This is a genomic window from Hyphobacterium sp. (genome assembly GCF_043584775.1).
Taxonomy (GTDB): domain Bacteria; phylum Pseudomonadota; class Alphaproteobacteria; order Caulobacterales; family Maricaulaceae; genus Hyphobacterium.
In genome coordinates, this window is the sequence record NZ_CP121327.1 from 2,285,202 (window position 1) to 2,312,127 (window position 26,926).

30 protein-coding genes and 1 other RNA gene are annotated in these 26,926 nt (G+C 58.1%); 9 read left to right on the forward strand and 22 right to left on the reverse strand.

The window, feature by feature from the left end:
- Both tolQ and P0D52_RS11520 read right to left on the reverse strand, forming a co-directional pair.
- Positions 1-669, reverse strand: a complete 669-nt coding sequence (gene tolQ / locus P0D52_RS11515; protein ID WP_394692800.1) for a protein TolQ — start codon at positions 667-669, stop codon at positions 1-3.
- 155 nt (positions 670-824) lie between these two features.
- Positions 825-1,283, reverse strand: coding sequence for a YbgC/FadM family acyl-CoA thioesterase (locus tag P0D52_RS11520; protein WP_394692801.1), 459 nt, complete (start codon positions 1,281-1,283; stop codon positions 825-827).
- A gap of 69 nt (positions 1,284-1,352) precedes the next feature.
- Between P0D52_RS11520 and P0D52_RS11525 the strand changes: the two genes are divergently transcribed.
- Positions 1,353-2,681 (forward strand): ATP-binding protein, encoded by a 1,329-nt coding sequence (locus tag P0D52_RS11525; protein WP_394692802.1) that lies wholly within the window; start codon positions 1,353-1,355, stop codon positions 2,679-2,681.
- 2 nt (positions 2,682-2,683) lie between these two features.
- Here P0D52_RS11525 and ruvB read toward each other — a convergent pair whose 3' ends face one another.
- The 4 genes from ruvB to ruvC are packed head-to-tail and all read right to left on the reverse strand — an operon-like array spanning position 2,684 to position 5,626.
- A complete protein-coding gene (gene ruvB / locus P0D52_RS11530) occupies positions 2,684-3,715 on the reverse strand; it encodes a Holliday junction branch migration DNA helicase RuvB (protein WP_394692803.1) in 1,032 nt (343 codons plus the stop codon).
- The gene (locus P0D52_RS11535; protein WP_394692804.1) at positions 3,712-4,494 is read right to left on the reverse strand and encodes an MBL fold metallo-hydrolase; all 783 of its coding nucleotides are present in this window, start codon (positions 4,492-4,494) and stop codon (positions 3,712-3,714) included. Before P0D52_RS11535 ends, ruvB begins: the two co-directional genes overlap by 4 nt.
- Entirely contained in the window at positions 4,491-5,129 is a 639-nt protein-coding gene (ruvA, locus tag P0D52_RS11540; protein ID WP_394692805.1) for a Holliday junction branch migration protein RuvA, read from the reverse strand. Before ruvA ends, P0D52_RS11535 begins: the two co-directional genes overlap by 4 nt.
- Positions 5,126-5,626: a crossover junction endodeoxyribonuclease RuvC gene (ruvC, locus tag P0D52_RS11545; RefSeq protein ID WP_394692806.1), complete on the reverse strand. Its 501-nt coding sequence runs from the start codon at positions 5,624-5,626 to the stop codon at positions 5,126-5,128. The genes ruvA and ruvC overlap by 4 nt, the downstream gene beginning before the upstream one ends.
- Before the next feature lie 295 nt (positions 5,627-5,921).
- Between ruvC and P0D52_RS11550 the strand changes: the two genes are divergently transcribed.
- From P0D52_RS11550 to P0D52_RS11565, 4 genes are all read left to right on the forward strand, one after another.
- Positions 5,922-6,275: a hypothetical protein gene (locus P0D52_RS11550; protein WP_394692807.1), complete on the forward strand. Its 354-nt coding sequence runs from the start codon at positions 5,922-5,924 to the stop codon at positions 6,273-6,275.
- Between the two features lie 265 nt (positions 6,276-6,540).
- Entirely contained in the window at positions 6,541-7,113 is a 573-nt protein-coding gene (locus tag P0D52_RS11555) for a hypothetical protein (protein ID WP_394692808.1), read from the forward strand.
- A gap of 45 nt (positions 7,114-7,158) precedes the next feature.
- Positions 7,159-7,653, forward strand: a complete 495-nt coding sequence (locus P0D52_RS11560) for a hypothetical protein (protein ID WP_394692809.1) — start codon at positions 7,159-7,161, stop codon at positions 7,651-7,653.
- Positions 7,654-7,852: 199 nt separating this feature from the next.
- The gene (locus tag P0D52_RS11565) at positions 7,853-9,040 is read left to right on the forward strand and encodes a cupin domain-containing protein (RefSeq protein ID WP_394692810.1); all 1,188 of its coding nucleotides are present in this window, start codon (positions 7,853-7,855) and stop codon (positions 9,038-9,040) included.
- On the opposite strand, the gene tkt is transcribed toward P0D52_RS11565, so the two are convergent.
- Entirely contained in the window at positions 9,037-11,025 is a 1,989-nt protein-coding gene (gene tkt, locus P0D52_RS11570; RefSeq protein WP_394692811.1) for a transketolase, read from the reverse strand. The two genes, P0D52_RS11565 and tkt, sit on opposite strands and share 4 nt — an antisense overlap.
- A gap of 146 nt (positions 11,026-11,171) precedes the next feature.
- Between tkt and P0D52_RS11575 the strand changes: the two genes are divergently transcribed.
- Positions 11,172-12,266 carry an SMP-30/gluconolactonase/LRE family protein gene (locus P0D52_RS11575; protein ID WP_394692812.1) on the forward strand — a complete coding sequence of 365 codons (1,095 nt, stop codon included), beginning with the start codon at positions 11,172-11,174 and terminating at the stop codon, positions 12,264-12,266.
- Here the strand turns inward: P0D52_RS11575 and P0D52_RS11580 are convergent.
- From P0D52_RS11580 to P0D52_RS11590, 3 genes are read right to left on the reverse strand one after another with little or no spacing between them, the layout of a single operon-like run.
- Positions 12,263-12,406 carry a hypothetical protein gene (locus tag P0D52_RS11580; RefSeq protein ID WP_394692813.1) on the reverse strand — a complete coding sequence of 48 codons (144 nt, stop codon included), beginning with the start codon at positions 12,404-12,406 and terminating at the stop codon, positions 12,263-12,265. The two genes, P0D52_RS11575 and P0D52_RS11580, sit on opposite strands and share 4 nt — an antisense overlap.
- Positions 12,406-13,140 (reverse strand): hypothetical protein, encoded by a 735-nt coding sequence (locus P0D52_RS11585; RefSeq protein ID WP_394692814.1) that lies wholly within the window; start codon positions 13,138-13,140, stop codon positions 12,406-12,408. Before P0D52_RS11585 ends, P0D52_RS11580 begins: the two co-directional genes overlap by 1 nt.
- Before the next feature lie 2 nt (positions 13,141-13,142).
- Positions 13,143-13,892, reverse strand: coding sequence for a YebC/PmpR family DNA-binding transcriptional regulator (locus tag P0D52_RS11590; protein WP_394692815.1), 750 nt, complete (start codon positions 13,890-13,892; stop codon positions 13,143-13,145).
- Positions 13,893-14,047: 155 nt separating this feature from the next.
- Here P0D52_RS11590 and fsa point away from each other — a divergent pair, with 155 nt between their 5' ends.
- Positions 14,048-14,701 (forward strand): fructose-6-phosphate aldolase, encoded by a 654-nt coding sequence (gene fsa, locus P0D52_RS11595; RefSeq protein WP_394692816.1) that lies wholly within the window; start codon positions 14,048-14,050, stop codon positions 14,699-14,701.
- On the opposite strand, the gene P0D52_RS11600 is transcribed toward fsa, so the two are convergent.
- The 9 genes from P0D52_RS11600 to glmM all read right to left on the reverse strand — a co-directional run bounded on the left by P0D52_RS11600 (position 14,698) and on the right by glmM (position 20,407).
- Positions 14,698-15,516 carry a TIGR00282 family metallophosphoesterase gene (locus P0D52_RS11600; protein ID WP_394692817.1) on the reverse strand — a complete coding sequence of 273 codons (819 nt, stop codon included), beginning with the start codon at positions 15,514-15,516 and terminating at the stop codon, positions 14,698-14,700. The two genes, fsa and P0D52_RS11600, sit on opposite strands and share 4 nt — an antisense overlap.
- A gap of 17 nt (positions 15,517-15,533) precedes the next feature.
- Positions 15,534-16,106, reverse strand: a complete 573-nt coding sequence (locus tag P0D52_RS11605; RefSeq protein ID WP_394692818.1) for a 5-formyltetrahydrofolate cyclo-ligase — start codon at positions 16,104-16,106, stop codon at positions 15,534-15,536.
- 2 nt (positions 16,107-16,108) lie between these two features.
- Positions 16,109-16,269, reverse strand: a non-coding RNA gene (ssrS, locus tag P0D52_RS11610) — 6S RNA.
- Between the two features lie 34 nt (positions 16,270-16,303).
- On the reverse strand, positions 16,304-16,657 hold the full coding sequence (locus tag P0D52_RS11615; RefSeq protein WP_394692819.1) for a cell division protein ZapA: 354 nt from the start codon (positions 16,655-16,657) through the stop codon (positions 16,304-16,306).
- Positions 16,650-16,934: a DUF4164 family protein gene (locus tag P0D52_RS11620; protein WP_394692820.1), complete on the reverse strand. Its 285-nt coding sequence runs from the start codon at positions 16,932-16,934 to the stop codon at positions 16,650-16,652. The genes P0D52_RS11615 and P0D52_RS11620 overlap by 8 nt, the downstream gene beginning before the upstream one ends.
- A gap of 91 nt (positions 16,935-17,025) precedes the next feature.
- Positions 17,026-17,277, reverse strand: coding sequence for a hypothetical protein (locus P0D52_RS11625; RefSeq protein ID WP_394692821.1), 252 nt, complete (start codon positions 17,275-17,277; stop codon positions 17,026-17,028).
- A 161-nt stretch (positions 17,278-17,438) separates the two neighbouring features.
- A complete protein-coding gene (locus P0D52_RS11630) occupies positions 17,439-18,404 on the reverse strand; it encodes an NAD-dependent epimerase/dehydratase family protein (protein WP_394692822.1) in 966 nt (321 codons plus the stop codon).
- Positions 18,405-18,412: 8 nt separating this feature from the next.
- Positions 18,413-18,961, reverse strand: coding sequence for a hypothetical protein (locus P0D52_RS11635; protein ID WP_394692823.1), 549 nt, complete (start codon positions 18,959-18,961; stop codon positions 18,413-18,415).
- 90 nt (positions 18,962-19,051) lie between these two features.
- Positions 19,052-20,407 carry a phosphoglucosamine mutase gene (gene glmM, locus P0D52_RS11640; RefSeq protein ID WP_394692824.1) on the reverse strand — a complete coding sequence of 452 codons (1,356 nt, stop codon included), beginning with the start codon at positions 20,405-20,407 and terminating at the stop codon, positions 19,052-19,054.
- Between the two features lie 191 nt (positions 20,408-20,598).
- Here glmM and P0D52_RS11645 point away from each other — a divergent pair, with 191 nt between their 5' ends.
- Positions 20,599-21,600, forward strand: coding sequence for a glycosyltransferase family 2 protein (locus tag P0D52_RS11645; protein ID WP_394692825.1), 1,002 nt, complete (start codon positions 20,599-20,601; stop codon positions 21,598-21,600).
- On the opposite strand, the gene galE is transcribed toward P0D52_RS11645, so the two are convergent.
- On the reverse strand, positions 21,593-22,576 hold the full coding sequence (gene galE, locus P0D52_RS11650) for a UDP-glucose 4-epimerase GalE (protein WP_394692826.1): 984 nt from the start codon (positions 22,574-22,576) through the stop codon (positions 21,593-21,595). The genes P0D52_RS11645 and galE overlap by 8 nt on opposite strands.
- A gap of 240 nt (positions 22,577-22,816) precedes the next feature.
- On the opposite strand from galE, the gene cysQ reads away from it, so the two are divergent.
- On the forward strand, positions 22,817-23,614 hold the full coding sequence (gene cysQ, locus P0D52_RS11655; RefSeq protein WP_394692827.1) for a 3'(2'),5'-bisphosphate nucleotidase CysQ: 798 nt from the start codon (positions 22,817-22,819) through the stop codon (positions 23,612-23,614).
- A 183-nt stretch (positions 23,615-23,797) separates the two neighbouring features.
- Here the strand turns inward: cysQ and P0D52_RS11660 are convergent, their stop codons facing one another.
- Together P0D52_RS11660 and glmS are read right to left on the reverse strand one after the other, a co-directional pair.
- Positions 23,798-24,940 carry a DegT/DnrJ/EryC1/StrS family aminotransferase gene (locus tag P0D52_RS11660; RefSeq protein WP_394692828.1) on the reverse strand — a complete coding sequence of 381 codons (1,143 nt, stop codon included), beginning with the start codon at positions 24,938-24,940 and terminating at the stop codon, positions 23,798-23,800.
- A gap of 91 nt (positions 24,941-25,031) precedes the next feature.
- The gene (gene glmS / locus P0D52_RS11665) at positions 25,032-26,855 is read right to left on the reverse strand and encodes a glutamine--fructose-6-phosphate transaminase (isomerizing) (RefSeq protein ID WP_394692829.1); all 1,824 of its coding nucleotides are present in this window, start codon (positions 26,853-26,855) and stop codon (positions 25,032-25,034) included.
- Positions 26,856-26,926: the final 71 nt, after the last annotated feature.

Sequence of the window (26,926 nt, forward strand, 5' to 3'; positions counted from 1 at the left end):
TCAGTCCTCGCCCCGGGCGGCGAGCGCCGACAATTCATCGACGAAGGCTTCCAGCTTGGTGGCATAGCCCGACAGGTTTGCGGACAGGGCGTTGAAGAAGATTACCGCCGGAACCGCGGCCAGAAGGCCCAGTGCCGTGGCAAACAGGGCTTCGGCAATGCCCGGTGCCACAACCGCCAGATTGGTGTCTTGCGACGCGGCGATGGCGCGGAAAGAATTCATGATGCCCCAGACCGTTCCAAACAGGCCGATAAAGGGGGCCGATGAGGCGATGGTGGCGAGCATGCCCAGACCGCCTTCAAGCTGTGATAGCTCGCGGCCGGATTCGGCATTGGCCGCCTTGGCCACCCGGTCACCGGCATTGCGGCCCTTCCATTCGCGAAGCCCGGCGGCGAAAACCCGGGAAAAGGGATCGCGCGGCTTCTTTCCGTATTCGTTGGCGAGAGAGTCCAGATCGCGCCCGGACCAGAAGGCCTCCTCGAAGGTGCGTCCTTTCGAACGTGCACTGCGCAGAGACAGCCATTTATCGACGGCGATCGCCCAGGACCAGACCGACATGATGACCAGAATGCCCATGACAGCCTTCACGACCCAGTCGGCACTCAGGAAAAGTTCGAGAAAGCCAAACTCCTGCGCCACCGGCGCAATTTCGATAATCCCGTTTTCCATCAATCGTCCTTTCAATCCCGGCACATCCCGCAGAGGTGTCGCCGATAAGCGTTAATCTGACGCTTCCAAGCGGACTCGACCCGGCGCGTCAAGCAGATGCACGTGAAACGCGTCTTAAATATGTTTCACAATATGGCAGGTTTGTGGGACCGGCCTTACTCTGACCGGGGTGTCAGAACAGGCGTCCAGACCTCGATCATCCATTTTGGCGGTTTGCGCGGGCGGCCGGACGGGTCGATGATCACTGCCTCGACGCTGGCCGTGCACAAGACCTCTTCGCCGCGCCGGATCGTCTGGTCCATGCGCAGGCGTGGGCCTTTGTTCGGGCGATAAACCGTTTCCACGATCAGGGCTTCATCGATTCTGGCGGGGCGCTGCCATTGTATATCCATGCCACGGACGGCGAAGGCGACCGGATCCTCGCCATTGACGAGCTCGGAATGATGAACGCCCAGCGCGCGGAGGCTCTCGGTCCGGCCCCGCTCGAAAAAATGCAGGTAGCGGGCGTGATAGACGATCTGGGAAAAATCCGTGTCTTCGAAATAGACGCGCACGGGCAGGCGGTGGATGTGGTCATCCCCCCATTCTCCACAATGCGGGCTGAGCTTCGGCATATGGATTAACTCCCTCGTAGTCCGCCGGTCATAGTGTTTCCAGACTGACAGATAGGCAAAGAGCGATCCATGGGGCTTTCTCAGCTGAGGCAAATTTTCTGGCCCGCGTCGAACCCGCAGGACGTGCTGGGGACGGCGCGGCGGCGATTGCTGGCCGTCCTGTCGACGGCCATGGGCATACTGGGCACTTTGCCGGCGCTGGCGGCCTTCAGTTCGACCGTCGCGGACTATCCGCTGCAGACCTATGTCGGCCTGTTCGGGCCCATGCTCTGTCTGACCGCGCCCTTCGCGCTGTTCTGGACCGGCCGATTGAAGCTGGTCTCGACATTTGTGCTGTCGCTCGGTTATTTGCTGATCCTGATACCGGCTGCGACCATGGGCGGGTCGGCCAATCCGGTCATTCTCTATTACGCCGCCCTTCCCATCCTGGCGACCTTCCTGATCGGCTATCGCACCGGCGCGATTGCGGCTGTCCTGACGATCGGGACCATTGCCGCGCTTTATTTTCTGCGGCCTTACCTGCCCGGTTTGCCTGCCGGTTTTGACGAGGCGGTCGCGGCGCGGTGGAATATGATCACGCTGAGTTTGCTCGTCGTCACAGTGTCGCTGGTCATGGCCGTCTTTCATCGCGAGATGGAAAAAGCCAACCAGCAGCTGGACTCGGCCCGGCGGGCGGCCAATGCTGGAAATGTCGCAAAATCTCAGTTTCTGGCAAATATGAGTCATGAGATCAGAACGCCAATGAATGGCATTCTGGGCATGGCCGCGCTGATGAAGAGCTCGGACCTGTCGGAGGCGCAACGCGGCCAGGTCGAGATCATCGAGAAGTCCGGAGAAATGCTGCTGACGCTGCTCAACGACATTCTGGACATGTCGAAGATCGAGGCCGGTGAATTGCAGGTCGAGGACATCTCCTTCGACCTTGCCGAAATCATCGACACCGTTGTGTCCCTGCACAGCCTGTCGGCGGAAGCCAAGGGCGTGAAATTCACCACCGATCTGCCCGAGCAGGTCTATGGCCAGTTTATCGGCGATCCCTTGCGGACCAGCCAGGTGATGAACAATCTGATCTCGAATGCCGTTAAGTTTACCTCGAAGGGTCAGGTGCGCCTGTCCGTGCTGGTAGCCACGGATTCAGTTGAATTCATCGTTCAGGATACGGGCATCGGAATCCCGCCGGACAAGTTGGCGCGCCTGTTCGAACCTTTTACCCAGGCCGATGCCTCGACCACGCGCATTCATGGCGGCACCGGGCTCGGCCTCTCCATTTCGCGGCAATTATGCGATCTGATGGGCGGCGAATTGAACGCCAGCAGCGTGCCGGGTGTGGGATCACGCTTTGTCGCGCGTCTGCCCCTGAAAAAAGCGGATGCAAGGCCGGATTCCAAAGCCGCCTGACGCTATTTGCCTTCGTCGAACAGCGTATTCTGCAAGGATTGCGGCATGTTGAGGCCGAGATGCGACCAGGCGCGGGCGGCGGCAACCCGGCCGCGCGGTGTGCGCTGGATAAAGCCCTGCTGGATGAGGAAGGGTTCGACCACATCCTCCAGCGCATCGCGGGCTTCGGCGAGCGCGGCGGCCAGCGTGTCGAGGCCCACCGGCCCGCCGCCGAAATGGCCGGTCAGCGCATTGAGATAGCGGCGATCCAGACTGTCGAGACCGATCTCGTCGACCTCCAGCCGTTTCAGTGCCTTGTCAGCGGCGGCAGCGTCAATCGTCGCGACGCCATCGGCTTCGATAAAGTCCCGCACCCGGCGGAGCAATCGGCCTGCAACGCGCGGCGTGCCCCGTGCCCGGCGGGCGATTTCTGTTGCGCCATCGTCCGACATGGACAGACCCAGCTTGCTCGCCGCGCGCCCGACAATGCCCGCGAGCTCCGCCGTATCGTAGAATTCCAGACGCACCGGCACGCCGAAACGATCCCGCAGCGGTGTCGCCAGAAGACCGGCGCGCGTCGTCGCGCCCACCAGGGTGAAGGGTGGCAGATCAATGCGGACGGTGCGGGCGGACGGTCCTTCGCCGATCACCAGATCGAGGCAATAATCTTCCATTGCCGGGTAGAGAATTTCCCCGACGACCGGGGCCAACCGGTGGATCTCGTCGATGAACAGCACATCGCGCGGTTCCAGATTGGTGAGGATTGCGGCGAGATCACCGGCCTTGGCGATCACCGGACCGGAGGTCGCGCGAAAATTGACCCCGAGCTCCTTGGCGACGATCTGCGCGAGTGTCGTCTTGCCCAGCCCCGGCGGGCCAGAAAGCAGAACATGATCGAGCGCTTCATCGCGGCGGCGCGCCGCCTCGACAAAGACTTTGAGATTGGAGATTGCCGCTGGCTGGCCGACGAATTCCGCAAAGGACAGGGGCCGCAACGCCTTGTCGCGGCCATCCTCGGGCTGGATTTCCGGGGATATGTCGCGCGCGTCCGTCATTCGGTTTCGATCACCACACTGCTGACCTCGCCGAACAAGACTTCGCGGTCGCCAAGGCCGGCCTGAATGGTCAGCGGTGTGGCAGTGGCGGGAATATGGAAGGCGATGGCGCGGGCATCGGGCCGCGAATCGAGGAAGGCCACGCCCTCTTCCATCTGCGCGAACCAGTAGGGATAGAGAATGACGTCAAACTCTGTGTCATCCCAGACCGAGAAGTCCGCCAGTTGCGGCTGGGTATCGCCGAGATGGAGGATGGAGATGCCGTCGAATTCGACATGCCAGGTGATATTGTCGATGCCTTCACGGTGGAAGACCCAGGCACCTTCGATGAAGTCGAAGAGCGGGTGCTGCCAGGGGCCGGGATTGGCCGCACTCAACTCGACCGGAAAGATCCGCTCGAGAGCGCCATCTTCCAGATCTGTCTCGCCATTCATGATCGCATCGGTGACCTGTGCTGACGCTGCGACGGTCACGTCCGGCTGGCTGTTGAGGAATTCTGCACCTCCGGCCGGGTCTGAATGATCCCCGTGAATATGCGTGAAGAGCAGCGCCACGACATCATCATAAGGTGCATCGCCCGCAATCATGGCGGCGCGGGCTTCGTCCGATGGCAGGGCATAGGTGCCGTCATAGGAATTCCAGGTCAGCGCATCGATGAGCACGCCGGTTTCGCCATCACTGATATGGACGCCTTCATTGGCGATAAAGCGGATGGTGACATCCGCCGAGGCGATAGCGGGAGTGGCGGCGAGCAGGGCCGCAGCAATCAGCGATCTCATTTGGACAATTCCTTCAAGGCCAGTCGTATCAGGGTTGCGATTTCTGCATCCGGATTGGTGCGGCTTGCGGCAGCGGCAGCGCGGCGCGCATCAGTCTCGGCATAGCCCAGATTGGTGAGCGCCGAGACGGCTTCTTCGCGCGCGGCATTGTTTCCGGACGGTGTGTCCGAGGGCTGGGTCGAGGCGAGCCCGGCATGGGCGGCGACGCTGAAACCCAAGGCAAAGGCCCGGCCCGTGGGCGGGGGCTTGTCCTTCATCTCCAGTGCGAGCCGGGCAGCGAGTTTCGGCCCGACGCCCTTGGCCTTGCCAAAGGCCGAGGCGTCGCCAAGGGCGGCCGCGCTTTCCAGTTCGTCGACGCCGAGGGCATCCAGGATGGCCAGCGCCGCCTTAGCGCCGACGCCCTGGATCAGTTGCAGCCGGGCGAACCATGCCCGTTCGCGCTCTGACAGGAATCCCCAGAGCTTGAAGGCATCTTCGCGCACATAGGTCTCGATATGGACCTCGACCTCGGCGCCCTGGGTAAGGCGGGCCAGCGCCTGCCCGCCCATGCCGACCAGATAGCCGACGCCATTGACATCAATGACGGCTTCGCTTTCGCCGATGGCATCGACCGTACCCCGCAGCTTTCCGATCATGCCGCACTCCCCAGATTGCGTGTGGTGCGATGGTGAGCATGGCAGATCGCCACGGCGAGCGCATCTGCCGCATCATCCCTTGCCTTGCAGCCCGGCAACAGGATGCCGACCATGGCCGCAACCTGCCCCTTGTCGGCACCGCCCGTGCCGACCACAGATTTCTTTACGAGGCGCGCGGCATACTCTGCCACCGGCAGACCGGCCCGGGCCGGAGCCAGCAAGGCCGCCGCCCGGGCATGGCCGAGCTTCAGCGCGCTTGCGGCATTGGTCGCCATGAAGGTTTCTTCCGCGGCAGCTTCGTCCGGCTTGTGCTCGGCAATGATCACTTCGAGCGCGGCGTGGATCGTCATCAGACGATCTGAAAGCGGCAGATCGGTTTTCGCGGATATCCGGCCTTCGGCCACGAAGCTCAAACGGGCCCCCTCGACCGATATGATGCCCCAGCCCGTATGCCGGAGGCCGGGGTCGATGCCGAGAATGCGAATCGCTGCGCTCATGGGCGGAAGACTAGCCCCGAACCGCGCGGGTCGCACAGTCCCCGGCCTGCAACCGGCATTACTTGCAAATTATTCTCAATACGGAAGAGTAGTTTCTGAAAATGATTATCAAATTCATGAAATTCTCGCCAATTTTCAACCTGCAGGGGTTTTTGGCTGCGAATGACTTGCATGTGCCAAGTAAATACCAGTTTCTGTTTGACTATCGGACATTTAGCCGCATACCTTGCTTCCGAAATCAGCTTCGCGGGGGATGCGCAGCTTATTCAGTCAGTTCTAAGGGAGGCCCATTCTCATGGCCAAAAAAGGTAAAATCAGCCGTCGTTCCTTCATGACGCGCGTCGTTGGTGGTGTTGCCATCACCGGTGCCGTCGGTGCCGTTGCAGGCGCATCCATGATCCGCGGCCGGACAGACGCCGACAGTGGTGGCAATTCCGACCCGGCCGGCAATGGCCGCACCGGCATCACCGACAATGACGGTGGCGCATACGCCGATCAGGCCGGTCGTGGCACCGGTTACACCGGCTACACGGACAGCGATACCGGCGGTTGCTCGGATGCCAGCGGTCACGGCCGCGGCAATTCCGGTTACACCGACAGCGACACATCGGGTTGTTCCGACCCGGCAGGTCGCGGTCGCGGCGGCTAGTCCTCCGTACCAGACTTTCAGAGAAACCGGTGGCTTTCGGGCCGCCGGTTTTTTTGTGCCTGAATATAAGCAAGAACAGCGATTGACTATCATTCCCGGAAACTCATTGCGAATGCTTCTCATTTATATGAATATTCCGATTTTTTCCCGATTTATTTGAAAATAGGGCCTGTTCCTGTTTGACCCTGACCCGTGCGCAGGTCTACGTTACCATTGCGAGGGTCCCGGCTTTGGCCGGAAAACAGACAACAGGGGAGGCCGTATCATGGCCAAAAAAGGCAAACTCAGCCGCCGTTCGTTTTTGACAACAGTGGCCGGAGCCACCGTTGCCGTTGGTGCGGCCGGCACGATCACCGGCGCCGCTCTCGCACAGAACCGCACCGGACGGACCGATTCCGACACCGGACGTTATGCCGACCGGGTGGGATATGGCCGCACGGGCGTGACGGATAGCGATAGCGGGCGCAATGCCGACCGCGTCGGATATGGACGCGGACGCCGGACCGGCGTGACGGACAGTGATTCTGGCACCTATGCGGATCCGGCCGGAAATGGCCGCGGCAGCCGCCGCACAGGGATTACCGACAGCGATTCGGGCACCTATGCCGATCCCGCTGGCAATGGACGGGGCAGCCGCCGTACCGGCATCACCGATAGTGACAGCGGCACCTATGCCGACCCCGCCGGCAATGGCCGGGGCGGACGGCGCACCGGGCTGACCGATAGCGATACCGGTTCGTATGCCGATCCGGTCGGCAATGGCCGTGGACGCCGCCGCTGTACCGATTCGGATACCGGCACCTATGCCGATCCGATTGGCAGAGGGGATCGCTGCTAACTGCCCAGCGATCATTCCGTCACATATGCAATACAGGAGGCCTCCATGGCCAAGAAAACGAAGCTGAGCCGCCGGTCCTTTCTGACCCGCGTCGCCGGGGTCGGTGTGGCCACAGGTGCGGCCGGTCTGGTGACCGGCTGTGCCACCAGCGGATCCTATACCGGCATCACCGATGCCGATATCGGCGCTTATGCGGACCCTGCCGGCTATGGGCGCGGCCGATATGGCCGCAATACCGGCATTACCGACAGCGATACCGGGGCCTATGCCGACCCTGTTGGCAATGGACGCGGCGGACGCCGGGGTGGTGGCCGCAATACCGGAATCACCGATAGCGACACCGGCACTTATGCCGATCCGGTCGGCAATGGCCGGAGCGGCCGGCGCGGTGGTGGGCGCAATACCGGAATCACGGATCGCGATACCGGCACATATGCGGACCCCTTCGGCAATGGACGAGGCGGCCGGGGCCGGCGTAATTGCACGGACAGCGACACCGGCACATATGCCGATCCGGTGGGCCAGGGTGATCGCTGCTAGTTCCGGAACGCAGCGCTTCGCCATCCCGAGGCCCATTGCGGCGCGGGTGACATTCGTATGCGACCAAAGGCCGCCAGCCTTCAACCGGCTATGGACGCTGCCGAAATCAGCGGTAATGATTATAAGGGCCTGATGACGTCATCAGGCCCCTATCGCTATGCCGGGGCGTAGCGAAATCACGGATTATGTGGGAGTTATCATGGCTGACCATCCCTGGGGACAGGACGTTCTGGATTATTGCATTGGCCCGAACGGGGCTGAGGACTTCCACAAAACCTATTTCGAGCAGAAAGCGTTGATCGTCTCTCGCGACGAGCCGGACCGGTACAAGGATTTGTTGTCCGTCGCCAAGATCGACACCCTGCTCGCCAGCCGGGATTTTCACGGCGATGATCTGGATATGGCCCGCGCCGAACCGCGAATCTCCCGCGAGCAATTTGTGCTGGCCAACGGATTTGCCGATCGCGGCTCGGTCGCCAATCTCTATCAGGAAGGCGCCACGCTGATCCTGCCGCAATTGCACCAGGCCGATCTGGGCCTGAAGAGTTTCTGCCGGGCGATGGAATCCATTTTTTCCTGCCATGTGCAGACGAATATCTATCTGACGCCGCCGAACAATCAGGGCTTCCGCACGCATTATGACGACCATGATGTCTTCGTCCTGCAGGTCGAGGGCGAGAAACTCTGGCGCCTGTACGACCAGAGTGTCGACAAGCCGTATCGCGGGGAAGGCTTCAATCCCGATCACGTGCAGCCCGGCGAGCTCGTCGAGGAGTTTGTTCTGAAGGCCGGCGATTGCGCCTATGTGCCGCGCGGTCTGATGCATGACGCACAGGCGCAGGGCTCGGCCGACAGCCTGCACATTACGGTCGGCATGATCGTGAAAACCTGGGCCGATCTGATGCTGGAAGCCGTCTCGGAAGTGGCACTGCGCCATCCGGAATTCCGTCAGTCGCTGCCAGCAGGCTATGCGCGGGCCGATTTCGACCGATCCATCGCGCAGGCGCATTTCGATACGCTGGTCAAGAAAATAGGCGCGGAAGCCGATATGGAAGGCGCGTTTGACCTCTTCGTCGACAATTTCATCCGCTCACGCCCACCCTATTCCGAAGGCGCGATCACGGGACGCGGTGCGGCGACCACACCGGGCGCGAAATTCCGCCTGCGGCCGCACATTCCCTGGCGGCTGGCCGAAGATGAAGACCGTCTGGTGCTGATCACGGCGGGCGGCGAACTCATCTTCCCGAGCGCGGTTGAAGCCGGGCTCGACAAGGTGCTCGACGGTGAAGAGATTGATCTGTCGACCTTCGAGGCGGCCGGCGAGGAAGAAGCGCAAAAGGCGCTGAACCAGCTCTTTGGCTATGGCGTGGTGGAACGGGTCGGCTAGACCCGCGCCTTCACCTCTTCAACGATGCGATCCGCGGTGATGCCGAAGTGCTCATAGAGCGCTTCGGCCGGTGCCGATGCGCCAAAGCCTGTCATGCCGACAAAGCCGCCATCGCGTCCGATGATCGCGTCCCAGCCATAGCGGAGCCCGGCCTCGACCGCGATGCGCGGCAAGCCCTCCGGCAGTACGCTGTTCTGATAGGCGTGATCTTCTTCCAGGAAGATTTCAAGACAGGGCGCGGAGACAACGCGCACCGGCACGCCTTTGCCCGCCAGCGTTTCGGCGGCTTCCAGCGCGATGCCAATCTCCGAGCCCGTCGCGATAATGACGGCTTTTGCATCCGGCGCATCACGCAGCACATAAGCCCCCTTCGCGGTCAGATTCTCTGACCCGTCATCCTGACGCGCAAAATGCAGTTTCTGCCGCGAGAGGGCGAGCAGGCTGGGGCCCGTCTTGTGCGACAGCGCCAGCTCCCAGCTTTCAGCGGTCTCCATCGCATCCGCCGGGCGGAAAACCCGCACATTCGGCATGGCACGCAGGGAGGCCAGATGCTCGACCGGCTGGTGGGTAGGCCCATCTTCGCCCAGCCCGATGGAATCGTGGGTGAAGACATAGGTGACGGGCTGGTTCATCAGACCGGCCAGGCGAATGGCGGGGCGGCAGTAATCCGCGAAAACGAGGAATGTGCCGACATAGGGCCGGACGCCGCCATGCAAAGACAGGCCATTGGCGCAGGCCGCCATGCCGTGCTCACGCACGCCATAATAGATATACTGGCCGCGATAGGCGCCGGCCTGGATCACTTTCTGATCGGGCGTCTTGGTCAGGTTGGACCCGGTCAGGTCTGCCGATCCGCCGACCAGTTCCGGCATCACTGGCACGAGCCGCTCCAGAACACGCCCGGATGACGCACGGCTGGCCAGATCCGGCTTTTCGGCGGCCAGAGTCTTGCGCCAGTCCGACATCGCCGCAGCCGCTTCCGGGGTCAGTCCGGTCACAAAGGCCTTGTCGAATTCCTCGCGGCGGGAGGCGTTTTCATAGCGGGACTCCCAGTCGCCGCGCGCGGCTTTTCCGGTTTCCGAGACGGCCAGCCAGTTGGCGCGAATGTCTTCGGGAATATCGAAGGCGGTATGGGGCCAGTCGAGTGCCTGCTTGGCGGCGGCCAGCTCGTCTCCGCCAAGGGGAGAGCCATGGCTGGAAGATTTCCCGGCCTTGTTGGGTGCGCCAAAACCGATAATCGTCTTACAGGAAATCAGGACCGGCTTGCTTGCTGATTTGGCCCGTTCGAGGGCCGCATCCACGGCTTCCATATCATGCCCGTCCACCGCATCGGTGGCCCAGCCGGCGGCTTCAAACCGCTTCAGCACGTCAGTGGTTTCGGCCAATCCGGTCGAGCCATCGATCTGGATGGAATTATCATCCCACAGTACTATCAGACGGTTGAGCCCGAGATGTCCGGCCAGCGAAATGGCTTCATGGCTGATGCCTTCCTGAAGGTCGCCGTCAGAGGCGATCACCCAGGTGCGGTGATCCACCAGATCATCGCCGAAGCGGGCATTCAGGATGCGCTCGGCCAGCGCCATGCCAACGGCAGTTGAGATGCCCTGCCCCAGCGGGCCGGTTGTGGTTTCCACACCGGTCGTGTGTCCATATTCCGGATGGCCGGGCGTTTTCGAACCGAGCTGGCGGAAATTCCTGATCTCGTCGAGCGTCACATCGGCATAGCCGGTGAGGTGCAGGAGCGCATAGATCAGCATGGAGCCATGGCCCGCGGACAGCACAAAACGGTCCCGGTCCCGCCAGTCCGGATCGGTGGGATCAAATTTGAGATGCCGCGACCAGAGGACGATCGCCGCATCGGCCATGCCCATCGGCATGCCGGGATGGCCGGATTTGGCCGCTTCAACCGCATCCATTGCCAGCGCGCGAACGGCATTTGCCATGGGTTTCAAGGTGTTGAGATCAAGAGACGTCATGGCGGCCATGTCCTGTGTGTTGTGGTCGGCAAAATCTATAGAGAGATTCGGCTTTTGCCCTAACGCGCGACGAGCGGATTTCCCACAATTAATGGCGGTGCTTCCGCAGACCGGACTTTAGCGATAGGCTGAACCATCAATGGGAGGTGGGGAAAATGCGCACGTTCTTGATGATTCTGGCGGTGTTGGCCGGTCTGTTCCTGGTCTGGCTGGCCTGGCCAGCGACAGTTGATCCAGCCTATTGGGACGAGCCGGAACCGCCCGAACTGACCGGCGTTCTGGAGCCGCGCGGACGCCTTGCCGAGGCGGAGCTGATCTCCCACCCGCTGCTGCATTCCTCGGAAGATGTCGCCATCGGCTCTGACGGTGCCATTTATTCCGGCCAGCATGACGGTTCGATTGTCCGGCTGACGCGGGACGGGGAGAGCTGGGCCGGCGAGACCGTCGCGCAAGCCACGTCGGGCCCGGCCGTGCTGGGTCTGCAATGGGATGCGCAAGGCCGCCTGATCGCGGCCGCGATTGACGGGATTTACGCAGTCAATGTGACAAACGGGGAGGTGACCCTGCTTTCTACCGGGGCCACCGAACACCCCCTCGCCTTTGCCGATGATCTCGATATCGGCCCCGACGGGACAATCTATTTCTCCGAAGCCTCGTATCGTTGGGGCGCGGGCGACGGCACGCCGCAATATGCCTATGACATGGCCGAAAACCGTCCCTATGGCCTGCTCTATGCGCTGGACCCGGCGACGGGCGAAATGGAGGTTCTGGCCGACGGTCTCTATTTCGCCAATGGCGTGGCCATGTCAGCGGATAATCGCGCCGTCTTCGTGCTGGAAACCTATCGCTATCGCTTGTCGCGCTATTGGCTGGAGGGCCCGCGCGCCGGTGAGTTCGAAATCGTGGCCGAGAATCTGCCCGGCATTCCGGATGGCCTGTTGGGGGACGGTCAGGGCCGGCTCTACATCGCCATGGATACACAGCGCGTGCCGATCATGCGCTTTCTCCATCGCAATCCGTTCTTGACGCGGATGATTACCAAGCTGCCCGAATGGGTCTGGCTGCGCCCAGGCGAAACGAAGGCCTTCGTGCTGGTCATGGATGAAGAGGGTAATTATCTCGACAGCTTCCACGATCCCGACAGCCGCTTTGGCATGCTGGCGAATGTGGTGCCGGATGATGAAGGAAATCTCTGGCTCGGCTCGCTGACCGAGGGCGTGATCGGGCGGTATGAGCTGCCGGAAAACTAGCTGATTTCGACGAGCACTGCGCAGGCATCATCGGATGTTTTCAATCGGCCAATGCGAACATCATCTTCCGGATTCTGCTCGGCACCGCGGAGTTGCGCTGCGAGGTCGGGCAGGCTGTCCTCCTCCATCGCACGCGCCATCAGACTGTCGATATCGTAAAGCCCGTAAGTCTCGACCAGACGAAAAAGCCGTCCGACATCAAAAGGACATGGGTCTCGCCGCGCATTTGCACGCGTGTGACATCAGCACGCGCGGCAGCTTCGGGATGGAGTGAAAACACCCAATGCGCGCCATCCGTATTCATCCGGCCGCGGGTTTCGCGGGCGCTGGCATAGCCGCCTGCCTTGCCTGCGGGTTCGGCCAATTGCTTGCGATTGAGCGCGTGCTCGGCCCGGATCATGTCCAGATTGCCGATGAATTGCGTGTGGCCGCCTGTGCGGACAATGGCGACGCAATCGCCCAGCCCGGCAAATTCCAGTACATCCTCCTGCCGCCGCATCCAGATTCCGCCGGCACTGGGAAAGTTATGGCGGGGCTGCGCGTTGAACGACACCACGGCGTCGCGATGGGCGCGGGCCGTGACGTCGGTGATCACGCGCTCCAGATAGGCTTTGGCGCTTTCATGCGTTTCCGGCGGCCGGGTGAAACGCTCGGACAGGTGGTCCGCATACCAGGCGGCATCGCTTTCCCAGCCAAAATTGGGCGCGTCCGCATCCGCGCCGATATCCGGAAACAAGCGGGCTGTGCCGACATCGGTAGCGCCATCAACAACCCAGGCCGTACCCGCACCCTCATCAAATCCGTAGCGGTCATCCCCCGTGCCGGAACCGGAGGGGATATTGACCGCATCGAGAAAAGTCAGGCCGGGTTGCACGCCTATTCGTCCGGGAAGTCGGCGTTGGCGTAAACATTCTGGACGTCGTCGAGATCATCGAGGACTTCCAGGAGGCGGATCACCGTATCGACCTTGTCGGCCTCGACCGGTGTCATGGTCTGCGGCTTCCAGATGATGTTCACCGATTTCGGTTCGCCGAGCTTTTCCTGCAGGGCGGCCGAGACTTCATTGAGGTCATCGCGGGCGCAGAACACAATACGCTGACCCGGCTCGCCTTCATCCTCATCGCCGTCTTCATAGGCGACATCCTCGCCACCGGCTTCGATGGCGGCTTCGAACATGGCGTCCTCGTCGGCGACCTCTTCGGAATAGCGGATCTCGCCAACCTGATCGAACATGAAGGCCACGGCACCGGTTTCGCCGAGATTGCCGCCATTCTTGGAGAAGGCCGTGCGCACATCGGACGCGGCGCGATTGCGGTTGTCGGTCGAGCACTCCACTATGATGCCGACGCCGCCGGGCCCGAAGCCCTCATAACGGATTTCCTCATAGGCATCGACATCATTGCCGGAAGCCTTGTCGATGGCGCGCTGGATATTGTCCTTGGGCATGGACTGGCCCTTGGCGTTGGCCACGGCCAGACGCAGACGCGGATTCATGTCCGGGTCGGGGCCGCCCATTTTGGCGGCGATGGTGATTTCCTTGGACAGTTTGGAAAACAGCTTGCCGCGCGCCTTGTCCTGACGGCCCTTGCGGTGCTGGATATTTGCCCATTTCGAGTGTCCGGCCATGTCCGGTCGCCTCCGTTTGTGGCACGCCCCGAAGGGCGGCGTGAATTGCTCTGGCGGCTAGTTAGCGCATGTGAGGTGCATCCTCCAAGCCGTCTCGTCACGTTTCCTTCACCGGCAGGCGATATCCGGGAGACAATACAAGAGGAGATGCCGCCATGATGTTGTTTCTGGATACCGCCGATGCCGGTCTGATTGCCGATCGCACAGCGGGTGGACTGGTCGATGGGGTGACTACAAATCCGTCACTCGTGGCCAAGGCCGGGGGCGATTTCTTCGAGGGGCTGAAAACCATTTGCGAAGCCGTCGACGGTCCGGTCAGCGCCGAGGTTGTCGCCACCGATGCCGAGACGATGATCGCCGAAGGCAAGAAGCTGCGTGCCATCCATGACAATATCGTCGTCAAACTGCCGCTCACCGTCGACGGGCTGAAAGCCTGCCGGGCGCTGACCGAGGCGGGGCATCCGACCAATGTGACGCTGTGCTTTTCGGTGACGCAGGCCCTGCTCGCGGCCAAGGCGGGCGCAACATTCGTTTCACCCTTCATCGGGCGGCTGGATGATATCGGACAGGACGGGCTCGGCCTGATCAAGGATATCCGCACGCTCTATGACGAGCACGGCTATACGACCTATATCCTCGCCGCTTCGATCCGGACGATGGCGCATGTCGAGGGCTCGGCGCTGGCCGGGGCGGATGCCTGCACCCTGCCGCCAAAGATTTTTGACGCCATGATCCAGCACGATCTGACCGACAAGGGGCTCGACGCCTTCCTGAAAGACTGGAAAGCGGCCGGAAAGGGCGCGCTCTAGAGTGCCGGTTCGGCCTGATGCAGGATGCCACCGATGCGGATCGGGTGGATGGATTTTGACAAGCCGGTCCGGTCATCGGTCTCGATCACCACACCGCACAGCGTCCCTTCGCCCTCGGCGGGCGAGAAGCGGCCCGACCGCATGCGCGTGGTAAAGCGGCGCATGGGTTCTTCCTTGTCCATGCCGATGATGGAATCATAGTCGCCCGTCATGCCAAGGTCGGTGATGTAGGCGGTACCCTGCGGCAAGACCCGATGATCGGCGGTGGGAATGTGGGTGTGAGTGCCTACGACGAGACTGGCGCGGCCATCGCAGAAATAGCCCATGGCATTTTTCTCTGATGTGGCCTCGCCGTGAAAATCGACCAGCGCGGCATCACACACCTCGCCCAGCGGCGCGGCCGAAAGCTCTTTTTCAACCGAGACGAAGGGATCATCCAGCGGGTCCATGAACAATCGGCCCATGACATTCATCACGAAAACCATCGCGCCATTCTTCGCCGGAAACACGCCAGCGCCCCGCCCCGGTGCCGTGCCCGGCGGATAATTTGCCGGACGCAAGAGGCGCGGTTCGCGTTCGATATAGGACAGGGCTTCGGACTGGTCCCAGGCATGATTGCCCAGTGTCAGCGCATCCGCACCGGAATCGAACATTTCATTCGCCGTCCGCTCGGTGATGCCAAAGCCACCCGCGGCGTTTTCCGCGTTGATGGCAACGAAGTCGAGGGAGAGCGATTCAATAAGGCCCGGCAGGTATTCCTGCACGGCCTGCCGCCCCGCCTTGCCCATCACATCGCCGAAAAACGCTATCCGCATAATAAATGCCTCTTTGCTCAGGCGAAGCGATATGCCCCTTTTTCGGTAATAATCCAATCAAGCCGCTGATCATGACGCTGTACGGGCAGTTTCTTCACACGCTGTGCCGCGAAGGCGAGCCCCACCGCCGTGATCGGGCCTGCAGCGCGCAGGGCTTCCAGCGTGCGGTCATAATAGCCGCCGCCATAGCCCAGCCGGTATCCGCGTTCATCAAAGGCGAGGAGCGGCACCAGAACCAGTTTCGGCGACAGACGTGTGGCGTTGGCTTTCGGCACGGCAATGCCGTGCGCGCCGATGTTCAGCTCGTCTTCCGGATGCCAGGCGTGAAAGTCGAGTGGCCGATCAGGGCCCATCACCCGCGGCAGGACAATCCGGGCCTGTTCGCAGTGGAAAGTCTCGATCAGACGAATGGCATCGATTTCGGAATGGGTCGCCCAATACCCGGCCACGACCTCACCCACGCCGGGCCAGATTTCGTCGGGAAAATTCGAGACGAGGACGCTGGCGGCATCCGGGTTGGCCGCGTACGCAGCCTTGCGGCGCGACAATGCAGCTTTTCTTGCCCGGTTTTTTCGCCAATTGAGAAACATGCAGCGGCCCCACAATCACCGTTGGACTTTGTAAATTCCCATCGAACCCACGAGTGTAGGTGGGCGCCGCGTATCAGGGACCACGATCCCAATCAGAGGCAGCTCCCTCGACGAGATGTAAGGCCGCGGGGAATTAAAGTCCTGACGAGTGTCGCAGAGACCGCCAATTCCCTATGTGGACCTCACCGCCCCGATCCTCAAGAGGCATCCTCTGTGGCCAGCCGTTCCAGCCGCTCGGAAATGCCATTGAGCGCCTCGACCAGCCCGTCCGCATCGGCTGATTCCGCCGGTGTGGCGCTGGTCTCGCTTTTCAGCCGGTTGAGGTGGGATTCCAGAGCTTCCAGCCGGTTCTGGGCGGTTTTCAATTCGTCGACCACGACAAGCGAGGCCATCAACAGAAGGCGCAGATCGCCGATCTGGCCGACCTGTTTGGACAAATCCGTGACATGAGTGTCGAGATGCCGCGCCAGTTCGCGCAGATAGCTTTCCTGCCCGTCCTCGCAGCCAATGGTGAAGGCGCGGCCATTCAGCGTGACAGAGACCTTACCCATTATCGGCCTCCACAGCCGCTTCGGCGGCATTCGCAGCGGCGCGGAGTTCGGCGATGGCGTCGCCCAGCGCTTTCGATGCATCTTCCGCGGCGGCGGTCATGGCCGCTTCGCTGGCGCGGGCCTTGTCGAGCTCTTCGGCCAGACGGGCACGATCTGCATCGGCATCGCCGCTTTCGCGCGCTGTCGCCTGTAAGCGGTTCAGCCGGGCCTCGACTTGCGTCAAAGCGCGATCAAGCCGCGAGATAGCCTGCGCCATGGGATCAGTGGAATTAGACATGTCCCTTTAAATTCAACTGGATTGGCTGAAACTTCAAGTGATGGATTAACCACTAAGTTTTTACGCACAAAGAATCGGACAGGTGAACCGCTTACACTGCCCCCTGAGCATACCTGCGAATCACAAAGCGTCGCCCAAACCGCGAGCGCAGGTTCGTTTCAATAAGACCAAGCGCCTCAGCCGACTCCGTTGCAACCTCGAAGGTTCCGATATTAGTCTCACTTCTTTTTAAAAACACACAATCCTTGGTTTCAGATTGAACCAAAACTAATGCTGATTTAAGCGCTCGCTCAACGTCTCGAAAATCGCCGGCAAACGGAAAAACAATTCCTACACGCAACATCACAACGCCCCACGAAGCCGGCTATAATAACGTCGGCATTCTACCCCATTTGGGTATCATCGTTTAAGCCCAGCACCCGGTCAACTACTCTTAGACAAAGCGGCATAAGAACCTGTCAAAAAATCGTGCATGACGAACAGAGCTCAAGCTACGTCCAAAAATTATATTTTATAATATCCTCGATACCAATCGACGAAACTATGAATACCAATTTCAATACCAACCCGCGCTTCATAATTATAATCTTTGGAAATTTTCGTCAGATCAGCATATGTACGATAGACATCACCCGGCTGCATTGGGTAGTATTGGCAAATAGCGGGCTTTCCGCATGCCAAAGCGATCTCTTCAATGAAGTCCCGAAGGGGCCGCGGCCGAGACCCACCGATATTATATATTCGATTCTGATTATTTTTTGGAATATCTTCAACGATTTTAACTAGAACATCAACGACATCATCAATGTAAGTAAAATCGCGTTCTAAATTCCCCCCATTAAATACCTTGATAGGATTGGATTCGAGAATTGCTTTAGTAAAAATCCAATATGCCATGTCCGGGCGCCCCCAAGGACCGTATACGGTAAAGAAACGAAGCCCAGTTTGGTTAATTTTATAGAGAGACGAATAGCTTTCACTCAGAAGCTCGTCGGCCCGTTTTGTTGCTGCATAGAGCGAAATTGGCTTATCAGCTCGGTCATTTTCTGAAAATGGAGCAATGGTATCGTTTCCATAAACCGAGCTGGACGATGCATAAACCAGATGTTTGACAGATGGAGTGTTGCGAACCGCCTCAAGGATGGAAAGATGGCCCTTAAGGTTTGATTCTATATAAGAAAAAGGGCTTTCCATTGAATATCGAACGCCTGCCTGAGCAGCCAAATGCAAGACGCGTTCAGGGGCGTAGTTGGAAAATAATTCGGCGATTTTTCTATGATCGGTTATGTCTGTTTTCTCAAACCGGAAATCTTTATTATCTCCAATACTCGCCAACCGATCACTTTTTAATCTCGAATCATAATATTCATTCATATTGTCGATGCCCAGCACCGAATGGCCCGCTTGGAGTAGCGCCTTGACTGCATGGGAGCCGATAAAACCGGCCGCTCCGGTTACGATAATCCGCATAGACGCTGTCACGGTTGGTCGTCACAATCGATAGGATCAAGCATCTCTATGCGTATCTCATTTAGCTGCACAGAACCCTGCTCACCTAAAGCGGCCGGCCAAACCCCGAAAAAGGTATATTCTGCATCGCATAAAGGTGGCGTGACGGTGACAATAATTGGTTCATTGTGAGACTGGATGTCTCGTACTTGCCATCCATTCTGCCCGATCCCCCGTTGAAAGACTCCAACATTAACCAAACTAGCTTCGTTTCCAGGGGCGGCTTCAATAAAAAACAGCACACGAAGGACGTGCCCCTGCATTACCTCTAGCTCACGGCGCGTTAATGGAAAGAAACCACCGGCAGATGGTGTAATATTAGGATCACCCAATCGGTTTTCAGCTGTCACAATTACGGTTTGGCCACCGTGCGCGGCAAACGCTATCGAGGATGTTATTCCAGGGCCGGTCACGAGTGATTGCAACCGGTCAAATTCTGCCACGATGCCATTGTCAATGATATCCTGAACCCGTTGAGTTTGCTGTTGTCCGGCCATTAAAAGCGGCAAGAATATCATGGCAGCCGCGACCAACCCGCAGGCTGGGTAAAAAATGGCGGAGCGCGATCGCAAAATCACGAAATCAACCCCTTATCAACATTGGACGCATCATGGCGAATGCTGTCTGATAGCAGTTGATACGATATTGATGGCCTTCTCGCAGGCCTTCTTATCTCCCTCGGCCATCAACCGAATAACGGGCTCAGTACCTGAAGCTCGCACAAGAATTCTACCATTTTTTCCAAGCTCATTTTCTGCGTTCAGTACTGCTTTTCTAACACTCTCGGATGCTAAAACCGCCGAACCATTGGACACTGCCAGATTCTCGGTTCTTTGCGGTGCTGGCTCAAACACCTTGCAGCTTTCGCTAACCAACCGATCTTTTTGTTTTAATATGGCGAGCAACTGAAAAGCCGCGATCAGGCCATCGCCGGTTGTTGCGAAATCGCTTAGCACTATATGCCCTGATTGCTCACCTCCGAGATTTGCGTCCAGCTCGCGCATTCGCTCAACGACATATCGATCACCGACATCTGTCCGCTCAAGTCCAAGCCCCTTTGTATGAAGAAATTGCTCCAGCATCAGATTGGACATAACCGTTGCCACAACTTTTTTTCCGCGAAGCTTTCCCGCCGACGCCCACTCCGAGGCAATAAGGGCAAGTATTTGATCTCCATCAATAATTTTTCCGCGCTCATCAACAATGATTAACCGATCTGCATCGCCATCAAAAGCAATTCCGATATCAGCGCGGGTCTCCAAAACCTTCGCGGCAAGCGAGGCTGCATCGGTTGCTCCACATTCTTGGTTTATGTTGAAACCATCCGGTTCTGTATGAATATCAATGACTTCCGCGCCTAACTCCCAAAAAGCCGTAGGGCCCACTTTGTAAGCTGCACCATTGGCGCAATCAACAACGATACGAAGCCCTGAAAGCGTCATATCCCGAGGAAAGGTAGCTTTTGCGATTTCCACATATCGCGCCTGCGCGTCATCAATTCGTGTTGCCCTCCCCAAACGATGCGGCTCTGCGAGCATAATGTCTGCCTGCTTTTGCATAAGTGCTTCGATTTTTGTTTCAGCTATATCTGAGAGCTTGAACCCATCAGGGCCAAAAAGCTTAATGCCGTTATCATAATAGGGGTTGTGAGACGCCGTTATCATGACACCCAAATCTGCCCGAAGCGATCGGGTTAGCTGAGCAACGGCCGGCGTGGGGATAGGCCCGAACTGAAAGACATCCATCCCCACAGCGGTAAAACCCGAGACGAGTGCTGTTTCAATCATATATCCTGAAAGACGGGTATCTTTGCCGATCACGACAGAATGTCGGTGATCGCCCCGACGCTTAAAATATTGCCCCGCCGCCATTCCAAGCTGCATAGCAAGCATCGGCGTCATGGGCGGGGAATTAACGGTTCCACGAATGCCATCTGTGCCAAAATACTGTTTCTTGTTTTTCATGCAGAGCTTTTACCTGATCACATCTCATAAATCGCAGAACAAAACGGTAGCAAGGATTTAGCGGCCCAACTATGACAAATGCCAGCATAACACAGCAGCGATCTGCATTGACTTGCCAAGCGTGGCCCCACACTAAGTTGTGGATGAGGTTGTTTGTGATTGCTGATTGATTGCGGGGGAGTTGATTCAGGATGGAGAAAACGGCGAGCCAGCCACTCGTGGATATCGTCATTGTTAATTTCAATGGAGGCGCCTTCATCGAGGAGTGCATCGCGTCGGTCAAGAACCAGACGCTGACCTCGTTTCACGTCTATCTGATCGATAACAATTCGACCGACGAATCCATAAAGCTCATGTCGACAGACGATGATCGATTTACGATCATAGAAAATGACGAGAATGTGGGGTTCGCAAAGGCCTGCAATCAGGGCGCCGCCCTGGGGACGGCTCCCTGGATTGCAATGTTAAACCCCGATACAGCACCCGCAGAAGATTGGTTAGAGCAAGCCCTTCGCTGCGGTGAAACCAATAACGTAGCAATGGTAGGGTGCACGCAAATATCGAAGCCTAATCCGGCCAAGCTCGATGGTGTCGGCGATGTTTTCTCGCCTCTCGGCTTAGCCTGGCGCGGCGGTTATGGCTGGCCGGTTGAAAAAGCGCCAAAATTTGACGGATATATCTTCGGTCCCTGTGCTGCCGCCGCTTTTTATCGACGTGACGCGTTTGTTAATGCTGGTGGTTTTGATGAGCAGTTTTTTTGCTATGTTGAGGACGTAGATTTAGCTTTTCGGCTTCGGCTGCAAGGCGCGCAATGCGTCCATTCAAGCCAATCGATTGTTGCCCACGTTGGCTCGGGCATATCCGGGCGACGCTCCGAATTTACAATCTATCATGGCACTCGAAATCGGATTTGGGTCTGGTTTAAAAACGCGCCTCCTCTCATGCTTTGGCTAGCAACGCCGCTGATGATTCTTGCAAATATAGCTTTTCTCATTCGCAGTATTTACCACGACCGTTTTAAATGCACGTTTAACGCAATCATCGATGCTTTTCGTGGCCTTCCCATGATTTTCAAAGCAAGGCGTGAAATTCAAAAAAAAAGAACCGTCAGCTCATTTACCATATCTCGCGCGATGACCTGGTCGCCGATTAAGCTTTTAACACGCGGGCCGGATGTACGGCCTATTAGCTAATGCCCCATGCTTTTTTATGAAACCGCCAGGCGTCGTCAATGATCGTCTCAATATCAGAAAATTGCGGCGAAAATCCTAACCAGCTCCGCGCATAGGAAATATCCGCAAGTAATTCAGGCGCATCGCCCTCGCGCCGGGCGTGTTTTTCAAACGGCACTGGCCGACCGGTTACCCGTTCCACAGCGGATAACACTTCCAGTACACTCGCGCCATTGCCTGTGCCAATATTGCAGAAAAAGCCTCCCGGTCCTGCCATGACACGATCGAGAGCCGCCAGGTGCGCTGTCGCAAGGTCAAGAACGTGAATATAATCGCGCACGCAGGTGCCATCGCGCGTCGCGTAATCGGCGCCGAACAACTTCATCCCCCCTCCCAGTCCTGCCGCTGCTTTCAGCGCGTTCGGAATAAGATGCGTTTCTGGGTCATGTTCCTCGCCAATATCACCGTCGGGGCTGGCGCCGGCGGCGTTAAAATAGCGAAGCGCCGCGAAGCGGACACCGTCTCTTGCGGCGATATCCGACAGCATGATTTCCACAGCGCGCTTTGTACGGCCATAAACGCTGACCGGCTCGCATTTTTCCTTCTCTGTGATCGGAACAATCTCCGGCTCACCATAAACAGCGCATGTCGAGGAAAAAACCAGCGGCTTGATGTCAGCCCGCTCCATGGCGTTCAAAAGTGTTATGACGCCGCCAACATTATTGTCCCAGAAGGCACGCGGATAGATTTGTCCTTCACCCACTTCGATATTTGCAGCGAAATGCATTACAGCATCCGGGCGGTGTTCGGAAAATGCCCGTTCGAGCTCAGCAAACGACCTGATATCGCCGCGCACAAGGGGCCCCCATTTAACAGCATGCTCGTGGCCGGATGAAAGATTATCAAATACAATCGGTAGGTCGCCGCGCGCCGCGAGCGCCCGACATACATGTGATCCGATATAGCCGGCACCGCCCACAATGAGTATTTTTGCCACGCTTAGAACCCCTAACCTTTAATTCTCAACCACTCTTGCCTAGCTCGATAGCTTGAATCAACCGGAACGGCCAACACCACATTCCCTTATAACGGGCAGACTCCTACAGAATATTTTGCGCCGGCACATGTTTATTGAGCCAATATTCGGCTGGGCCTCGCCATTTTTCTGGTCTACTAGAAGCGAATAGTAAGCCTGCTGATCTTTCTAGACTACCTGCCCCGCCCCTAGGAGATTTCCTTGACTAAAACCATGAACGCGCTGGCACTCGAATTTGGCCAGATCTGCTCCCAAGCTGCGCTACCGGTAATGGAGGTTTATAAAACCGACTTCACTCCAGAGCAGAAAGCCGATCGGTCACCTGTCACCGAAGCCGATATGCGCGCCGAAAAGGTCATAATTGAAGCTCTGAAATCGGTTTGCCCTGGCATTCCTGTACTCGCTGAGGAACAGTTCGCCGCGGGCGTGCGGCCAGAAATCGATGATGTCTTCCTACTTGTTGATCCCGTTGATGGCACAAAAGAGTTTATCGCCAAGAATGGTGAATTCACTTTGAATATTGCGTTGATCCGAAAAGGACAGCCTGCCGCCGGCTGCGTTTATGCACCTGCCTTAGAGCAAATTTATCTCGGCGGAGAGACAGCCATTTCAGGCGCACTTACACCTGGCAGTTTGGTTAGCGCGGCAGCTCTCTCGGTTATCCAAACGCGAAAATCACCACCTGCCGGCGGCAGTGTTGCCGTTATGAGTCGATCCCATGCAGACGACCGGACGCGTGCTTTTGTCGAAGAACATGGAGTGGCTGAGACTATATCAGCGGGCTCCTCTCTCAAATTTTGCCGGATAGCGGAGGGCGCAGCTGATATTTATCCCCGCTTCGCACCAACAATGGAATGGGACACCGGCGCTGGTCACGCCGTCCTCAATGCAGCAGGCGGTGCTGTTACAAAACCCAACGGATCACCGTTTCTCTACGGAAAGGCCGCAGACGGCTATCTAAACGGGCATTTCATCGCCTGGGCTGCGATGCCCGACTAACCCAACAGACCTCGTTTCACCAAATTATCCAAAACGTTTCAGCAGTGCGACTGACATGAGCCAAGTTTGGTGCTGCATTTGAATCAAAAGCCTGTTGTTTCGGATGCAAGCATGAGCTCAGCCGTGACTCGAATCAAAGAGCACATAAAACAGCATCTGCCATCAAGTGGTTCGATAAAGAAATTAGCGCGCCGCCTGCTCGGCTGTATACGCTTGAATGGCCTCAACGACGCGCTGCTGGTCCTGGCTGCGAATGTCCGCGTGCATGGGAAGGGACACAACCCGTTCGCACTTCTTCATCGTCACCGGCAAGCCGCCAGGAACGACCGGATAGCTTGCGTAGGGCGGCTGCATGTGCAACGGGATGGGGTAATAAACTGCGGTCGGAACGCCGTGCGACGACAGGTAAGATCGGAAGGCTTCGCGATTATCTACTTCGATTGTGTATTGTGCCCAGGTGCAAGTTGCGCCGGGTGCAAGTTGAGGCGTTTTTACAGCGTCTTTCAGGCCTTTATTATAGATGTCGGCCGCCCTCTGGCGCAGGGTGAGTTCCTCAGCGAATACGTCGAGTTTCACCAAAAGGATGGCGGCCTGAATCGTGTCGAGACGTGAATTGAGGCCAATCCGGGCATATTCGTAACGCGCTTTGCCCTCGCCATGGACACGGTAAGACTTGATCAGGTCGCGCATTTCGGCGTCCTTCACCAGAACCGCGCCGCCATCTCCATAGCAGCCCAGCGGCTTAGCGGGGTAGAAGCTGATGGTCAGTGCGTCGGCCCACTCGATGGAATGTTTTCCATCTAGTGTAGCACCATAGCCCTGCGCCGCATCAGAGATGAGCTTCATCCCATGCTGTTCGCAAATCACCTTGATCGCCGGATAATCGGCCATTTGGCCAAACAGGTCGACCGCAATGACGCAGGCCGGACGCAACCTGCCCTCGGCCTTCACCATCTCGACCGCCGCCTTCAAGCTTTCAGGATCCATGTTGTAGGTAAGCGGGTCGACATCGACGAATACTGGGGTGGCGCGAGTCCACGGGATGACTTCCGCCGACGACGCGAATGTGAAGGAGGGCACAAAAACCGCGTCGCCCTTAGTGATGCCCATCGCCAGAAGCGGCAGGACAATGGCGTCGGTTCCATTCGCGCAGGCAATACCATGCGGTGCGCCGGCAAACTCTGCAAGGCGGCTTTCCAATTCGCTCACCTGAGGCCCCAGCACGAAAGCGCCGGAATCGAGGACTTCGGCTACCGCCACGTTAAGCTCAGCGCGCAAACGGTCGCGTTGAGCACCCAGGTCGATAAAGGGAATCATCTCGGTCATTAGCAAGGGTCTCCGGCTTTCGCAAAGCTACCAGCGAGTGTCCGCTCTATACGTGTGCCGCTGACCGCTTACCAACTCACAAATGGTTTCGCTATTCGACAGTCACCGATTTGGCCAGGTTCCGCGGCTGATCCACATCGGTCCCCTTGTAGACAGCGGCATGATAAGCGAGCAACTGAACCGCTACAGCAGTCACGATCGGACCAGCAATCGGCGAAAAGTCCGGGAGCAGGATAACGCTTTCGCGCTGGGTGTCGGCGCGGGCCATGCCCGCCGCATCGGTGACAAGAATCACGCGGGCTCCGCGGGCGCGGACTTCCTGTATGGTTGACATTGTCTTATCCCAAAGGTGGTCGTGTGGCGCGATCATGACGACCGGCACGCCCTCTTCAATGAGCGCAATCGGTCCGTGTTTCAGTTCACCGGCCGCATAGGCCTCGGCATGCAGGTAGGAAATTTCTTTCAGTTTCAAAGCGCCCTCTTGCGCAATCGGATAGTACACTCCCCGCCCGAGAAAAAGAACGCTTTGCGAGTTAGAAATTTCCGCTGCAACGCGCCTCACCCCATCCTCCATTTCTAAGATTTTCGAGACATCGCGAGGCATTTCGAGCAATCCGGACACAAGCTCCCTTTCCCGGGTGGAGTCGATTACTCCTCGCAACTTGCCGGCACCAATCGCCAGAATGGCGAGAGCGGTGAGCTGGCAAGTGAACGCCTTGGTCGACGCAACACCAATTTCTGTACCGGCCAGCGTCGGAAGTACGATGTCGGCCTCGCGCGCCATGGTGGAGTGAGCAGTATTTACGATCACCGCAGCGGTCAGGCCACGCTCCTTACAAAAGCGCATCGCAGCAAGGGTGTCGGCAGTCTCACCGGACTGGGAAATGAACAGAGCGAGGTCCCGATTGGACACCGCAGGCTCTCTATAACGAAATTCAGACGCCACCTCATTGCGTACAGGAAGGCCTGCAAACTGTTCGATCCAATAGCCGGCGACTTGGCCCGCATAGCCTGCGGTGCCGCAGGCGACGATGATGACGCGGTCATATCGGGTAAAATCAATTTGGTCGAAGGGCCGGACAAAAAGGCGCAAAGGATCTACATAATGGGTCAGCGTGCGGGCGATAACCTCTGGCTGCTCATGTATTTCCTTCTCCATGAAGTGCCGATAATTTCCTTTCTCAACAAGCGCGGCGGCATGTTCGACGACTTTTTCTGGCCGATGCGCCGGCGCGCCTGCACAATCAAAAATCTCCACCTCATTACCTCGGACAAAAGCGTAGTCACCCTCTTCCAGATAAGCGACACGGTGAGTAAACGGAGCTAGCGCCTGAACATCCGATCCGAAAAAGTTTTCGCCGTTCCCGAAGCCAATCACCAATGGAGCCCCCTCGCGAGCGCCCATTATCAGGTCAGGCACACCGTCAATTAAAACAGCCAGCGCGAATGTTCCTCTCAACTGTTTCAGCACAGCCTCAAACGCAGCCCTTGGATCTCCAGAGCGCTCGAGCTCCAAGTCGATCAGCTGAGCAACAATTTCTGTATCGGTTTCAGTCTCGAAGGTGCGGCCAGCGTTTTCGAGCATCTCACGAAGCTCGCGAAAATTCTCGATGATGCCGTTGTGGACTATATAAACTCGTCCAGATTTATGGGGATGTGCATTCGCTTCGGTCGGGGCACCATGGGTCGCCCAGCGCGTATGCGCTATGCCGCTGACACCATCGATCGGATGCAGGACAAGAGCCCGATCAAGCTCTCTCAGCTTGCCGGTTGCACGGCATCGTTCGACACGCCCGTCTTGATCGGCGACGGCGATTCCGGCCGAGTCGTAACCCCTGTATTCAACACGCCGCAATCCCTCTATTAGCTTTTCGGAAACTGGGCCTCCACCCACAATCCCAATAATTCCGCACATGAGTTTCCTTTCTATGACCTGCGCCCCCACGCGCGCCCTGTATGATCTGTCGATTGTCCGTCGTCAGGACA